17 protein-coding genes are annotated in these 14,491 nt (G+C 36.7%); 2 read left to right on the forward strand and 15 right to left on the reverse strand.

Annotation, left to right across the window (positions count from 1 at the left end; translation table 11 throughout):
• Positions 1-270: 270 nt before the first annotated feature.
• The 10 genes from F6K40_RS05680 to tkt form a co-directional block, all read right to left on the reverse strand.
• A complete protein-coding gene (locus tag F6K40_RS05680; protein WP_293132589.1) occupies positions 271-459 on the reverse strand; it encodes a hypothetical protein in 189 nt (62 codons plus the stop codon).
• 63 nt (positions 460-522) lie between these two features.
• Positions 523-930 carry a type II toxin-antitoxin system VapC family toxin gene (locus F6K40_RS05685; RefSeq protein WP_293132592.1) on the reverse strand — a complete coding sequence of 136 codons (408 nt, stop codon included), beginning with the start codon at positions 928-930 and terminating at the stop codon, positions 523-525.
• A gap of 5 nt (positions 931-935) precedes the next feature.
• The gene (locus F6K40_RS05690) at positions 936-1,229 is read right to left on the reverse strand and encodes a hypothetical protein (RefSeq protein ID WP_293132595.1); all 294 of its coding nucleotides are present in this window, start codon (positions 1,227-1,229) and stop codon (positions 936-938) included.
• Between the two features lie 71 nt (positions 1,230-1,300).
• On the reverse strand, positions 1,301-1,594 hold the full coding sequence (locus F6K40_RS05695) for a hypothetical protein (protein WP_293132598.1): 294 nt from the start codon (positions 1,592-1,594) through the stop codon (positions 1,301-1,303).
• Between the two features lie 301 nt (positions 1,595-1,895).
• Complete coding sequence (locus tag F6K40_RS05700) at positions 1,896-2,150, reverse strand: hypothetical protein (RefSeq protein WP_293132601.1); 255 nt, start codon at positions 2,148-2,150, stop codon at positions 1,896-1,898.
• A gap of 10 nt (positions 2,151-2,160) precedes the next feature.
• On the reverse strand, positions 2,161-2,346 hold the full coding sequence (locus F6K40_RS05705; protein WP_293132604.1) for a hypothetical protein: 186 nt from the start codon (positions 2,344-2,346) through the stop codon (positions 2,161-2,163).
• A 54-nt stretch (positions 2,347-2,400) separates the two neighbouring features.
• Complete coding sequence (locus F6K40_RS05710; RefSeq protein WP_293132607.1) at positions 2,401-2,808, reverse strand: type II toxin-antitoxin system VapC family toxin; 408 nt, start codon at positions 2,806-2,808, stop codon at positions 2,401-2,403.
• A gap of 5 nt (positions 2,809-2,813) precedes the next feature.
• On the reverse strand, positions 2,814-3,107 hold the full coding sequence (locus F6K40_RS05715) for a hypothetical protein (protein WP_293132610.1): 294 nt from the start codon (positions 3,105-3,107) through the stop codon (positions 2,814-2,816).
• A 116-nt stretch (positions 3,108-3,223) separates the two neighbouring features.
• A complete protein-coding gene (locus F6K40_RS05720) occupies positions 3,224-3,559 on the reverse strand; it encodes a hypothetical protein (protein ID WP_287523805.1) in 336 nt (111 codons plus the stop codon).
• A gap of 348 nt (positions 3,560-3,907) precedes the next feature.
• Entirely contained in the window at positions 3,908-5,926 is a 2,019-nt protein-coding gene (gene tkt / locus F6K40_RS05725; RefSeq protein WP_293132617.1) for a transketolase, read from the reverse strand.
• A 798-nt stretch (positions 5,927-6,724) separates the two neighbouring features.
• On the opposite strand from tkt, the gene F6K40_RS05730 reads away from it, so the two are divergent.
• On the forward strand, positions 6,725-8,893 hold the full coding sequence (locus tag F6K40_RS05730) for a lipoxygenase family protein (RefSeq protein ID WP_293132620.1): 2,169 nt from the start codon (positions 6,725-6,727) through the stop codon (positions 8,891-8,893).
• Positions 8,894-9,346: 453 nt separating this feature from the next.
• On the opposite strand, the gene fabF is transcribed toward F6K40_RS05730, so the two are convergent.
• Together fabF and acpP are read right to left on the reverse strand one after the other, a co-directional pair.
• Positions 9,347-10,600, reverse strand: coding sequence for a beta-ketoacyl-ACP synthase II (gene fabF, locus F6K40_RS05735; protein ID WP_293132623.1), 1,254 nt, complete (start codon positions 10,598-10,600; stop codon positions 9,347-9,349).
• A 479-nt stretch (positions 10,601-11,079) separates the two neighbouring features.
• Positions 11,080-11,328, reverse strand: a complete 249-nt coding sequence (gene acpP, locus F6K40_RS05740) for an acyl carrier protein (protein ID WP_293132626.1) — start codon at positions 11,326-11,328, stop codon at positions 11,080-11,082.
• Positions 11,329-12,038: 710 nt separating this feature from the next.
• On the opposite strand from acpP, the gene F6K40_RS05745 reads away from it, so the two are divergent.
• Positions 12,039-12,944 carry a CoB--CoM heterodisulfide reductase iron-sulfur subunit B family protein gene (locus F6K40_RS05745; protein WP_293132629.1) on the forward strand — a complete coding sequence of 302 codons (906 nt, stop codon included), beginning with the start codon at positions 12,039-12,041 and terminating at the stop codon, positions 12,942-12,944.
• Between the two features lie 362 nt (positions 12,945-13,306).
• Here the strand turns inward: F6K40_RS05745 and F6K40_RS05750 are convergent, their stop codons facing one another.
• From F6K40_RS05750 to F6K40_RS05760, 3 genes are all read right to left on the reverse strand, one after another.
• The gene (locus tag F6K40_RS05750) at positions 13,307-13,483 is read right to left on the reverse strand and encodes a hypothetical protein (RefSeq protein ID WP_293132632.1); all 177 of its coding nucleotides are present in this window, start codon (positions 13,481-13,483) and stop codon (positions 13,307-13,309) included.
• Between the two features lie 120 nt (positions 13,484-13,603).
• A complete protein-coding gene (locus tag F6K40_RS05755; protein WP_293132635.1) occupies positions 13,604-13,939 on the reverse strand; it encodes a hypothetical protein in 336 nt (111 codons plus the stop codon).
• The gene (locus F6K40_RS05760) at positions 13,929-14,336 is read right to left on the reverse strand and encodes a hypothetical protein (protein ID WP_293132638.1); all 408 of its coding nucleotides are present in this window, start codon (positions 14,334-14,336) and stop codon (positions 13,929-13,931) included. Before F6K40_RS05760 ends, F6K40_RS05755 begins: the two co-directional genes overlap by 11 nt.
• Positions 14,337-14,491: the final 155 nt, after the last annotated feature.

The raw sequence follows: 14,491 nt of genomic DNA on the forward strand, positions 1-14,491 counted from the left end.
AAAGATTTGGTAATGCTTGAAGATGGAACATTTTTTTCTACCGAATCCGAGCGGATTTGATATTATCCATCTGAGTAAAGATAAAAATTATATTACATCTGCTTGAATACTTAATTATGTTGACTCCTGAATATTTTGTATTGAAATATTCAAGACTTACGCAGAACCACCATACCTAGTAGGGGCGATTCGCGTAATTAGGAGCATTCTGTAGTTGAAACATAAACGTTATAGAAATCTACTCCATAAAAATCTTTCATATTTTACTCTCTATTGAACACAGAAATAATAAACACCGCCGCTCATGTCTGGACGAGCAACAGCATGACTGTAACCTTTTTCCCGACAGATACTATTAGCAGTGGCGAGGGAGGCAGCATAAAATTCACCTGACTCTTCTGCTAGTGTTGGTAAAGCAATAGATGCAACTAAAGATATGACTAAAACTGCTTTATTCAAATTAATTATCAAACTTAGTTATTCCTAATTATATTAATAACTTGGGCAAAAATATCTTTAATTCTATTCCACATCTAACCAATTTTCTAAATTTATTCCCTCAACTCTTGACATATCAGAATCATTAGAAACCAGAGTTAAATTATTAGTAATTGCTGTTGCTGCAATAAGTATATCAGCATCTTGAATAGGTCTTCCTTTTCGCCTGAAATTTATGTGAATTTCTGTTGCTTTTTCAATAATTTCTAAATTTTCTAAGAATAAAATTGTAACTTTTTGACAGAATTTGTTAAACTCGGATAGTTTTCGAGTAGCATTCACATATAATAATCCTCTTTTTACTTCATAAAAGCTAATGCAGCTAATATAAATATCCTGTTCTCTAGTATATACTTCGAGTAATTTATCTCTAATTTTTTGATTCTGATTCACAAACGCTGAAACTATATTAGTATCTAATAGATAATTCACTTTTCCTATCTCCCTTCCACTACAGCATTAAAAATTTCTATTTCTTCTGGGGTCAAATCATTAGGTGTTGTCCATAATAATTCTGTTACCATAACTCTCTCAACCCTTTTTTTCAACTTTTCATCATTGAGAGGTAGGAGAATTTGAGGTGACACTCTATCTAATATTTTTGAGAAAGTCTCCACAAGTTCATTTCGATCTAATTCTTGATAAATACTTTCGCTTTCCATTACTCGGTCAATTATTGCTGCAATTCTTTTAAGAACTGTATTCTTTTCTGTAGAAGCTTGAGTCATCATCTCCTCCTATAATTTTTTGATTCTGGTTTGCAACTGCTGAAACTATACTAATATTTAGTATATCACTGACCTTAATATCTCCCTTCAACTACTGCATTAAACATTTCTATTTGTTCTGGAGTAAAATCATCAAATATTGTGGAGAATAGTTCTATTGACATTACGCCTCTAACTCTCTTTGTTAGTCGTTCATTATCTAGAGATATTACCATTTGAGGTGACACTCGATCTAATAATGTAGAAAAACTCTGAATGAGTTGATTTTTATCTAATTCTTGATAAAGACTATCGTTTTCCATTACTCGGTCAATTATTGCTGAAATTCTTTTAATTGCTGTATTTTTTTCCACAGAAGTTTGAGTCATAATCTCCTCCAATTATATAAACAAATTTAAAAGGTTCCCTATTTCTAGAGAACCCCTTTAATTATAATTAATAATCAAGTCAATAAAAACCAAATCGACTTATGCTTTAATTTTAATTCTTAGGCTCCAATAGCATTTTTTAGCATTAGTTTAAGTTCTAATGAAATCGGTAAATTATCAATTTCTCCACATAGATTTTATCAAGGTTAACTATCTGATTTTATCTGTATATAAACTCCTTTCAACAAAGCTCAACAAAGCCGATTTTTATATAAAAAAATATAATCAATTCTGAAACTTGCTAACTATAATTGACAGAATCTGAAATAACCTTACACAAAGCTAATCTGCATTGCGGATGAGTTGCTACTACTTCTACTACTTCCAGCTCAACCTTTTTTCTTGAATCATTCGCACCTGCCCAAGAATAAAATTTCTCTCCTATTACTGGAGGTTCTTTTGCTGTGGTAGATTGATACCATCCCATATAAATTGATGGTGTATCAGGTGTTGATACATAAACATTGTAAAAATCTACTCCATAAAAATCTTTCATATTTTACTCCCTATTTAACACAGAAATAATAAACACCACCGCTCATGTCTGGACGAGCAACAGCATGACTATAACCTTTTTCCCGACAGATGTTATTAGCAGCAGCGAGCGATGCAGCAGAAAATCCACCTGACTCTTGTGCTAGTGTTGGTAAAAAGATAGATGTAACTAAAACTGCTTTATTCAAATTAATCATTAAACTTAGTTATTTCTAATTATATTAATAACTTGGGCAAAAATCTCTTTAATTCTATTCCACATCTAACCAATTCTCTAAACTTATTCCCTCCACCCTAGACATATCAGAATCATTAGAAACTAAAGTTAAATTATGAATAATTGCCGTTGCGGCAATAAGTATATCAGCATCTTGAATAGGTCTTCCTTTCCTTCTCAAATCTATGTGAATTTCTGATGCTTTTTCAATAATTTCTAAATTGTCTAAGAACAAAATTGTAACTTCTTGACAAAATTTGTTAAACTTAGAAAGTTGCCTAGTAGCATTAACATACAATAATCCTCTTTTAATTTCATAATAGGTAATGCAACTGATAAATAGATATTCTTCCAAAAATTTAACCTGCTTAAATTTATCAGTTGCTATTTTATTCTGTTTTAAAATTGCAGTAACTAAATTTGTATCTAGTAGATAACTCACCGTTTTTATTTCCTTTCTACTACTGTATTAAACATTTCTATTTGTTCTGGAGTCAAATCATCAAATATTGTCGAGAATAGTTCTATTGACATTACACCTCTAACTTTCTTTTTCAGTCGTTCATCATCTAGAGATATTACCATTTGAGGTGACACTTTATCTAATAATGTATAAAAACTCTGAATGAGTTGATTTTTATCTAATTCTTGATAAATACTTTCGCTTTCCATTACTCGGTCAATTATTGCTGAAATTCTTTTAATTGCTGTATTTTTTTCCACAGAAGCTTGAGTCATCATTTCCTCCAATTATATAAAAAAATTTAAAAGGTTCCCTATTTCTAGAGAACCTCTTTAATTATAGTTGATAATCAAGTAAATAAAAACCAAATCGACTTATGCTTTAGTTTTAACTATTAGGCTCCAATAGCATTTTTTACTATTAGTTTAAGTTCTAATGAAATTGGTAAACCATTAATTTCTTTAGAGAGATTTGATAAAGGTTCACCATCGGATTTTCTCTGTAGATAAACTCCTTTCAATAAAGCTTCTAACCCATACTTTGTCAGTGCATCTGATGCAAGTCCAATTATTCCCAAAAATACAACACCACCAATCATTCCACCCGGTCCTAACATTGCTAATGCTGCTGTAATTGCTGCAGCACCACTAAAACCTGTCGTTGCTATTGCAATTAAAAGTATAACACCAGGCAATCCTACACCTGCTATCTTTCTTACAGCTTCATCCATAACTATTTTTTCTTGTTATTAAGTAAATATTTTTTCTTAGTGTAATTATAACTGTCTAAATATTTCCTCAGCAATAGTAAAATCACGGAAAACTAACTTATTTTTTATTAATAAAAACAAGAATAAATCCTGAAACATACTGAAGGAAATTGCTATAAAAATTAAAAAGGTTCTCTAGAAATAGAGAACCTCTTTAATTATAGTTAATAATTTGAGATAGTTAATAGGCAGATATAACACTACGCACTCAAGTTAAGACAACTATAAACTTCAAAGTTATTACCTGTAAAGTTATAACTCTAACTGAGTGCTGAGTGCTAAATGCTGAATGCTTATCCACCATCAAAACTAACCCAATACTTCTCTAGCTTTAGCAACAATGTTATCAACAGTGAAACCAAACTTCTCCAACACAACACCACCAGGAGCAGAAGCACCAAAAGTATCAACACTCAAAGTCGCACCCTCATCAGTCACATAACGATGCCAACCAAAACTAACACCAGCTTCCACTGCCAAACGCTTCTTAACAGCAGCAGGGAAAACAGACTCCTTATAAGCAGCATCCTGCTCTTCAAATAATTCCCAACATGGCATAGAAACCACCCGCACCTTCTTACCTTCAGCACGGAGTTTTTCACCTGCGTCAACACATTGGTAAGTTTCGCCACCAGTACCAATAATAATAATGTCAGGAGTACCATCGCTGTCAGTCAGAATATAAGCACCTTTAGCAACCGCATCAATAGAACTACCAGCTAAATTAGGCAAACCTTGACGAGATAACGCTAACAGAGTAGGTTGAGGATGACTTGCTTTAGCCTTTTCCACCGCAACCTTGTACGCACCAGAAGTTTCATTACCATCCGCAGGACGCATCACAAGTAATTGTGGAATCAAACGTAAAGATGCAATATGCTCAACTGGTTGGTGAGTCGGTCCGTCTTCACCTAAAGCGATCGAGTCGTGAGTCATTACCCAAATAACACCAGCTTCAGCTAAAGCAGATAAACGGATAGAGTTCCGCATATAATCTGTGAACACCAAGAAAGTCGCACCATAAGGAATTAAACCGGAACCATGGAGAGCAATACCATTACAAATAGCTCCCATACCATGTTCCCGCACACCAAAACGCATATTCCGGTTTTGATATTGACCTTTTTGGAAATCTCCTATACCTTTGAGTAAAGTTTTGTTAGAAGGAGCTAAGTCAGCAGAACCACCAATTAATTCTGGTAAAACTCCAGCTATAGCATTTAGCGTTGCACCAGACTGGTTACGAGTAGCATCCTTCTTGCTTTCAGGAGTATATTTAGGTAGTGCATCCGCCCAACCTTCAGGTAATTTACCACTTACCATCCGTTCCAAAGTAGCTGCATCTTCAGGATACTTAGACTTATACTCAGAGAATAACTTATCCCATTCTTCCTGATATTTTGCACCCCGGTCAACTGCCTTACGGAAATGACTCAAAGCATCCGCAGGAACTTCAAACTCTGGATATTCCCAACCAAGATTTTTCCGAGTAGCTGCTACCTCATCCGGTCCGAGTGCTGCACCGTGAACATCGTGAGTATCAGCTTTATTAGGAGAACCATAACCAATAAGAGTAGTAACTTTAATCAAAGAAGGTTTGTCAGTAACCGCTTTTGCCTTTTCAATAGCGTCAGCGATCGCGTCTAAACCAGTATTACCATCCACAACGTGCTGAACGTGCCAACCGTAAGCTTCAAAGCGCTTACTTACATCTTCAGTAAAGGAAATGTCAGTATGACCATCAATAGAAATATGGTTATCATCATAGAAGGCAATTAACTTACCTAACCCCCAATGTCCAGCTAGAGAAGCAGCTTCACCAGAAATTCCTTCCATGTTACAACCATCACCCATAATCACATAAGTGTAATGGTCAATTAGGTTACAGTCTGGCTTATTGAATGTCGCAGCTAAATGGGCCTCTGCTGCAGCTAATCCTACAGCATTAGCAATACCTTGTCCTAGTGGCCCGGTAGTAACCTCGATACCCTCAGTGATGTGATTTTCTGGGTGGCCAGGAGTTTTAGAATCCCACTGACGGAATTGTTTAATTTCCTCAATCGGTACGCTGTCAAAACCTGTGAGGTGCATGAGAGCGTACAGTAACATACAACCGTGGCCAGCCGATAAAACAAAGCGATCGCGATTTAACCATTTAGGATTTTTGGGGTTAAAACGCATGAACTTGTCCCAGAGGACAAAGGCCATTGGTGCAGCACCCATTGGTAGTCCAGGGTGGCCAGAATTAGCCTTTTGGACTGCATCAATTGCTAAGAAGCGGATTGAGTTAATACAAAGTTCTTCGAGTGATTGAGTTGTAACAACCATAGTTATTGTTTCTATATACTTAATCAAGTGTGTGAATGCCAGAGTCGATCAACCAAATATTTTTCTACAGTAATATTTGTCTGAAATTATTCTCAGGCCATATACATTACAAATCATCTCACCTCTAGGGAACTCTAAGCAAGAGAAATAGTCAAGTCAAAATTTTTAAGGCCATCTGAACTTAAGCTTATAGTGTGGACTTTAGTTCTTATTGTTAGGTTAAGGGTTGATTAACTGCTTCAAAATCAGCAGTTTCTTCAAATAGTCCAACTTATGGGGAGTCACTGATAACTCAATCCTGGAACTCAGGTTAAATTTTATCAGGTGTTAAAAAGTTTTTAGTCTTACTTAGACATTTTATGGTATAGAAAAAAAATGCCTGTTTGCTCCGCATTCCGCCGGAAAACTAGCTTGCTGTTAAGTATTCATGCCTTTTGGAGGAAAAAGCCCATACCTATCTATAATTTGAGCATATTTTCTGACTCTGTTTTGTGAAATTCCCACCCAATTATACCAATTTGATAAATGCTTGCTACAAATATTTAGGGTACTTCTTAGGAGTCAGGAGTCAGGAGTCAGGAGTCATAATAAATGGCTTTAATACCATTTTTTAGGTCATAAATCATCTTTTTTGTCAAAGAAGCATCTTCTGAAAAGTATTTTTGTTACTATTACTATTCGTAACATTCTTTTTTAAAAATGGTATTAGAAGATGTTGTTGAAGTTCCCTTATTCTTAAAATAAAGGTACAAATTATACTAAAATAGCTTCAATGTTTTCTAACGGAAAGAGTAAAAGATGTCTGAAATCCAACTAGCAAATTCTTTATCTAAAAATAGCGAAAAAAACACTGCCAGGAATCTAGTCAAATTGGCAGCTTTTTTAGTATTATTCTACATCATTTACATCACAGAGCGTGACGACCCAGCTAAATATGAATATAATTACAGCTATCTCAATCCTCTGGCGATGACAAATGTACCAAAAAACAAAATTATAGATAAAATCCTGGGTTTTCCTTTAATACAGCTACCTAAAGGCACATTTCCAACTCTGCAATGGCTGATCAAGGTAGTATTATCCCTGCTCAAAATATTCATAAATAAGTCCCTTTATCAAAATTCTGGCTTATCAAAAGCAAAGTCTTTTGAATGGACTAAATTATTTCCAATTAGTAATGATTTTGGCGATATCCCAGAGGAAAGTTTAAAAAATGTAGTTGAGCAACTACATTTAAACTTAGAAAAAATTGACAAAGACCCAGAAATTGACCGCCAATGGCAAGAACTTTCTCAACAAAAATCTGCCGAGGAAAACCTTGTGCAAATAATTGATAATGACTTTAAACAAATTCAATCTCAAATCCCTCAAGAAAAGATCGATGAGTTAGCATCTACTACTGAAAAAACTGTATTAGACAATCTTCAGAAAATAGTCAAATACATTGCCAAACTAGCAGAAATAGCTGATGCTAATAAGTCTTCAACTTCAGATTCAAGTGTAGAATCTTCTCCACAGTCTCCCACTCTTGATGATTACGACCAGCAATTCACAATTATCCGCAAACCGGCGATCGCCTATAACTTCCAACAAGACCTGATCTTTGCTTATTTACAAGTGGCTGGACCAAACCCCCTGGTAATTGAGCAATTCCAAGCCAGTGATTCTCGCTTACCAGTTACCGCAGAACAATATTCCCAAATTGCAGCCAAATTTGGCTTCACTGATTCACTGGAGGCAGCAATGGCAGACGATCGGCTTTACGTTTCCGACTATGCGCTTTTGAATAGCTTGGTCAACGGTTCTTTTATTAGCCAAGAATTAGAACAACAAAAGTATATTGCTACTCCAGTAGCACTATTTGCCGTTCCACCTGCTGACAGTTGGTCTAGACCTTTATTTCCGGTTGCCATTAGTTATCAACGAACAGCCATTAGCACTGAATGGATTTTGTTTACGCCCCTAGATGGTGAATCTTGGATGACTGCTAAAAACATAGTCGAAATGACTGATTCTAACTATCATGAACTCATCAGCCATTTGGGGCGCACTCATTTAGTTGTGGAGCCTTTTATTGTTCCCACTAATTATCTACCCGAAGATCATTGCGTAAGAAAACTTTTGGTACCTCATTTCGAGGGGACTGTGCTGATCAATTACGGCGCTCATGCAATATTAGTTGCGCCTGGTGGTACGGTAGACTCTCTATTAGCCAGTAGCGTCGGTGGCGATCAAGCTATGGCCACTAAAGCTACACAAAGTTATTTGTTTAACTTTAATGAAATTTCATTTCCCCAAACTTTAGGCAATCGGCGTGTAACTGATATTAACAAGTTACCAACCTATCCCTACCGAGATGACGGGTTACTAATTTGGAATGCCATTGAAATTTGGGTAAGGGATTATTTCAGCATCTACTACAGCAACGACTCAGCAGTTGAGAATGATACCGATTTACAAACTTGGGGAGCAACATTAGTCTCTTTAGAAGGGGGACGACTGCAAAACTTTGGTGATGATGGAAAAGGGAAATTTAACACCATAAATTGTTTAGTCAAAACAATCTCGACAGTGATTTTTACGGCGAGCGCTCAACACGCGGCTGTGAATTTTCCTCAAAAAGAATTAATGATGTACACGCCAGCATTTCCTTTGGCTCGCTATCTTCCAGCCCCAATAAATCCCCAAGATCCTGAGAGTTTCATCAAAGGTTTGCCTTCACTTAGTCAAGCTCAAAGCCAGATTGATACGCTTTATTTACTTGGCTCTGTCTATTACACTCAGCTAGGTAAATATTCCCCATCAGCATTTCCACATAATCAAGAATTGGAAGCAGCTTTGAAGAAATTCCAGGATAATTTACAAGCTGCTGAGACCACAATTAAGGAGCGAAATCGCAATCCTGACCGTTTAATGCCTTACGAGTTTTTACTCCCTTCCCAAATTCCTCAAAGCATTAATATTTAGCAGATAGCAAAGTGGGGAAATGCGATCGCCCTCCATCAGATTATTAATCTAGTAAATCTGCCTTAATATTTTCAGGTCTCATTCCTCAAAGTATTAAATTCTGAGCATTCGAGATTCCTAAATGACTCAAGAGCAGACTACCGAAGAATGCCGCTTTGATAATCTCAACTTGGATGCCAAAAGGACAAGAGACAGATTTACCCGAAGTCTAAAAAAGGGGGCTTGTGCCCCCTTTATAATTTCTAGTCCTTAACCGATACTTTTTTGTTAACAAATGTTAACAATGCACAGTAGAAGATTCTACTGAGGGGGTATCTCCCAATGTTTACAAGAAAGTCTTGTCAACGCTTTGTACGGACGTTGCTTGAGCATTAATGCGTTTTCCGTTCCGGAATGCTGCGCTTTCCATGTCGCTCCGCGCACTTCGGAGCGAAAGCGTCAGCAAAACGTCCTCTAGACATATTTCTTAAATGCTAGGGTAACGTTATGGCCTCCAAATCCAAATGAATTAGATAAGGCTGCTTCTACTGTTTTAGAGATACTTACATGGGGAACATATTTTAGGTCACAATCCTCAGCGGGATTATCTAAGTTAATAGTTGGTGGGATTTTGTCATGGGCGATCGCCATTACTGTTGCTATAGCTTCAATACCTCCAGAGCCTCCTAGCAAATGGCCAGTCATCGACTTAGTTGAACTAATTGGTATATTCTTAGCAACACTTTCAGTTAGCGCCTTTTTAATCGCTTTTGTTTCAGTTGAGTCGTTTGCTGATGTACTGGTACCATGGGCATTTATGTAACTAATATCTTCTGGAGTTAAGCTAGCATCTTTCATTGCCAACTGCATAGCTCTAGTTGCCCCCTCTCCATTTTCCGATGGTTTTGTCATGTGATAAGCATCACAGGTCATGCCATAACCCACAATCTCTGCATATATTCTTGCTCCCCGACTCACAGCATAATCTAATTCTTCTAACACTAGAATACCTGCACCTTCACCCATAACAAAGCCATCGCGATCGCGGTCAAAAGGGCGACTTGCATGAGCTGGGTCATCATTACGAGTAGATAAAGCCTTAGCAGCAGCGAACCCTGCTAATCCCAGAGGGGTAACTGCTGATTCTGTCCCCCCACAAATCATTGCTTGAGCAAACCCTCTTTGGATCAAACGGAAAGCATCTCCTATAGCATTAGATCCAGCAGCACAAGCAGTCACAGCACAATAATTTGGTCCCTTAGCCCCAGTATGAATTGCTGTTAAACCTGCAGCCATATTAGCAATCATCATTGGGACCATAAAAGGGCTACACCTAGAAGGGCCATTCTCCAAATAAATCTTTTGCTGTTCTTCTAAAACTTTAATGCCACCTATGCCGGTACCAATAATGACCCCTACCTGTTCTGCGTTTAGGTCATTGATTTCAAATTGGGCATCAGCAAGTGCTTGTTTGCTAGCTGCAACTGCAAACTGAGAAAAACGGTCTGCATGTTTTGCTTGTTTGCGTTCCATATACTCGTGAGGGTCAAATCCTTTTACCTCTCCAGCAATACGACATTTGTGCCGAGAAGCATCAAATAGGGTTATTGGGCCTATACCATTTTTGCCACTTAACAACCCATCCCAATAATCAGATAGAGTGTTGCCAATTGGTGTTATTGCACCCATTCCTGTAACAACTACCCGTTTAAACTCGTTATTTGTCATAATTTTTTTTTCATAGATTCCACACCCAGAATGCAGAAACTTTTGGCAGTGAAGTTTTCTAGGGTTATACTTCAAAAAGTATTATGTTAGTTCTCACAACCTTACTGATATAGCTCTCTGCTTCAAAGGGTGACAAAATGCCATCGCCTCTAGAGACAGCAATGATGAAACCCACCACCGTCTTATGTCAGAAATTCTGTGACTAATTTAACTCCAAAAGAAAGTTTTAGTTATTCACACCTTAACCCTTGACTTTGGGAATTTCAGCCTATACTGTACTTTATTGTTAATATTTTGTTAGAGAAATCTATAATCCCTACTACTGAGTGAATATGATACTATAGGATTATCATTAATCTCCAAAAAAACCTCAATCTTAAATTTGCCCTGTTATTCACTCTGTCGTCAATAATTAAGTGCCCGTTAAGCCAGAGCTATAACGGGAGACTATTTCCCAACATTTTTCAAGTGGGGAATTATTATGCTGTGGCTGATACTTGTTTCTCAATATAATCTACAGCAGCTTGGACAGTACCAATCTGTTCTGCTTGCTCGTCTGGAATCTCTATATCAAATTCTTCTTCCAATGCCATCACTAATTCTACAGTATCTAAAGAATCAGCTCCTAGATCGGTAGCAAAGTTAGCTTCTGGCTGTACTTTTTCTTGATCGACTTCCAGTTGTTTAGCCACAATTTCCTGTACTTTGCCCAAAACTTCTGCGCTCATAAAATTTTCTCCTTATTTTAAATTATGTTAGATGTTGCGTTTCCGATTTTATCTGAAACTAGGTTAAAGCTAACCATTAATTATGGCAATCAAGTATCTATTGACATCCTTTCGGGCCTAAAGTCAAGGATATTCCTACCTATCCTTAACTATTTGGTGGGTTGACGCTTTATTGGATACTGCTACTTGGCATTAGTCTTACCGCTCAACTAAACTTACTCAAAAACCTGAAAGTTCAGCTAAACGCAAGTGGAGCAACTACCACAGGGTTAAACGGCAAACCCTTTATTCCTGGGTCAAAGACATCAGGAATTACTTTTTTAATTATATTCAATGACCCATTTACATCAGCATTATTTACCCCTTTTCTGCACGTCCGTTTTTTTCTGGTGAATGCCCTCGGGAGACTTAATATATCTTAGTTGCAGCAGTTTGCTGTGTATCATGTTTGCTGCCATAGTTCAAACATTTCTACTCAAGTTCCCCTACAAGAGGGTAGCTTGAATCCCATTTTTCCGGTTAATTTCTTGAATTTTTAACTACTATCACAAGGTTATTACTTTTGTCAAAGTATTTTCTTGTTTTTTTGGCAAGTTATTTTTTAGAATGACAAACTTATATTATAGATAAATATAAGATTAATGTCATAAAATTATATATAAGCTTAATGTTTATCAAATAATATTTCTATTCCTAGAATAGTTAATCTAATGCCTACTCAAATACTCAAATATGCTTACTTTCCTGGTTGTGTGGCTCAAGGTGCTTGCCGAGAGCTATATCAGTCTACCCAAGTTCTTACCGAAGCCCTGGGAATAGAGCTAATAGAATTGAAAAAAGCTGCCTGTTGTGGGTCTGGTACTTTTAAAGAAGACTCTCAATTACTAGAAGATACCGTTAATGCCCGTAACATAGCTTTAGCTGAGGAACTAAATTTGCCATTACTAACCCACTGTAGCACTTGTCAAGGGGTTATTGGTCATGTGGATGAGCGTCTTAAAGAATCTCAAGAAACTGAACCAGCTTATCTAGAGCAAATTAATGGCCTATTACAAAAACAAAGTTGTTCTCCCTATCAAGGCAGTACAGAGGTTAAACATCTACTCTGGGCATTGATATCAGATTATGGCCTTGAAGCCATCCAGAATCGTGTCACCCGCAAGCTCTCTGGCCTCAAATGTGCTGCGTTCTATGGTTGCTATTTACTTAGAGGCCAAACTAATCTACCTTATGATGACCCCTATCAACCTGAATCTATGGAAAATGTGTTTCGGGCTATTGGGGCAACTCCTATTTATTATCGAGGCCGGACTCAATGTTGCGGTTGGCCTCTTTCTAGTTATGCCACTAATCAGGCTTTTCAAATGGCAGGAACTCATGTTAGTGAAGCTATTGACAAGGGTGCAGATTGTATGGTAACTCCGTGTCCTTTATGTCACTTAAATTTAGATTCTCGTCAACCGGAGGTAGAAGGAGCGATCGGACGTAAGTTAGGTTTACCAGTATTGCACTTACCTCAATTGATAGCTTTAGCTTTGGACATTTCTCCAAAGGAACTGGGATTAGACCGTCATGTAGTGTCAACTCGTCCAGTATTAGAAAAGTTGGGACTTTGAATTATTTTTAATTAGGAGTTAGGAAGGTGGGGAGGATGGGGAGGATAGAGAGGATGGGGAGGATGGGGAGGATGGGGAGGATAAGATAGGGAGGATGGGGAGGATGGGGAGGATAAGATAGGGAGGATAAGATAGGGAGGATGGGGAGGATGGGGAGGATAAGATAGGGAGGATAGGGAGGATGGGGAGGATGGGGAGGATGGGGAAGAGAAGATGGGGAGGGTGGGGAGGATGGGTAGGATAAGACCTAAATAAATAATTTGATTTTTGTACTGTTCTAAAAGTTTATCTAATACTTCATCTCTAACCGAAAAAATAGGAGTACCTGTTGCTGGAGAAGTACCTAAAGTTCCTTCAGTAATTTAGCCATCTAATGCAATACTAAAACAAGCTTGAACATTTAATTTAGCAGTTCTAACATCAGCTTTTCCGCTTAAATGAGGCAGTGAACCTCTACGTTTAATAATTCCCCTAAAAGTTAAATCTTCATGCCAGCGATTTTTAGTTTCTATTTCACTAATTTGTCCGATAACAACCAATTTTTCTTGTTCCTGTGGTTATACTAAACAAACTAACTGTCCTAAAATTTTCTTTTGTTCACTTTTTTGATTAATATCAATTATGATTTCTGTAGTATTATACANGTTTAGTCATTAATCTCATAGTTTTGTAATATCATCTGAATTTAGAATTGCAATCATAACTGTTTTATCTTCAAGTGTTAGATTAAAATCTTTCAAAATACTTAAGCCAATATCTTGTGAGGAATCGTATTTTACCATATAAACAATATTAGGATTAGTCATAGTTTTCTTAAGAGAATTTATCAAATTAAATTGCTCAATAATATGCCACGTTATTTCTTGAAAATGAGGTTCATCTAAACTTGACATACTGGTTAAACTATTAATTCCAATTACAGGTGTTTGATGAGAACCATCAGCAATTATAATGTCATGGGGAGTCTGACTAATTACAAATGAATTATAAAGCATTCATTGCACCTCTAGTAACTTTAGGATTACTTTCAGAACTATGAGGAAGAACATCTTGCCAATTTTTATACTGAACAGAACCCCATTTTCGGTTATCCTCTCTTACTAAACCTTCAACTCCAACACCAACAGCAATTAAAGTATCAGCACCAATAGATTTTTCAATAGCTTGTCCACCATCAACTGCATCAATAGAAGGACTAGGAGGATTTTCCAAATCTCCAACTCTACAAATGAAATCATTATCTTCTAGTGTTTGATGCAATATTCTTTTTTGTTGCTCCAGTTCTTCAAACAATGGTTTAATTTTGTCTGCTATTTTGGGAGCATCCTCTAAAATATCCTCCAAAAGTTCATCAGGAAGATTAGCATAGCTGTCATTTTGCTTATTATCCATAATTAAAAATCTATAATAAAAACGTTTTAAAACTCGATGAATTTAAGTTTTTAGGGATTAATTTGCTGTTATATTTTTCAGATATAGTTTTGCCATAACGGCAAAACTAAACTTTAAATAATGAGACTTTTTTATTCTTCCTTCCTAACTAATAA

The organism is Okeania sp. SIO3I5 (assembly GCF_010672085.1).
Classification (GTDB): Bacteria; Cyanobacteriota; Cyanobacteriia; order Cyanobacteriales; family Microcoleaceae; genus Trichodesmium.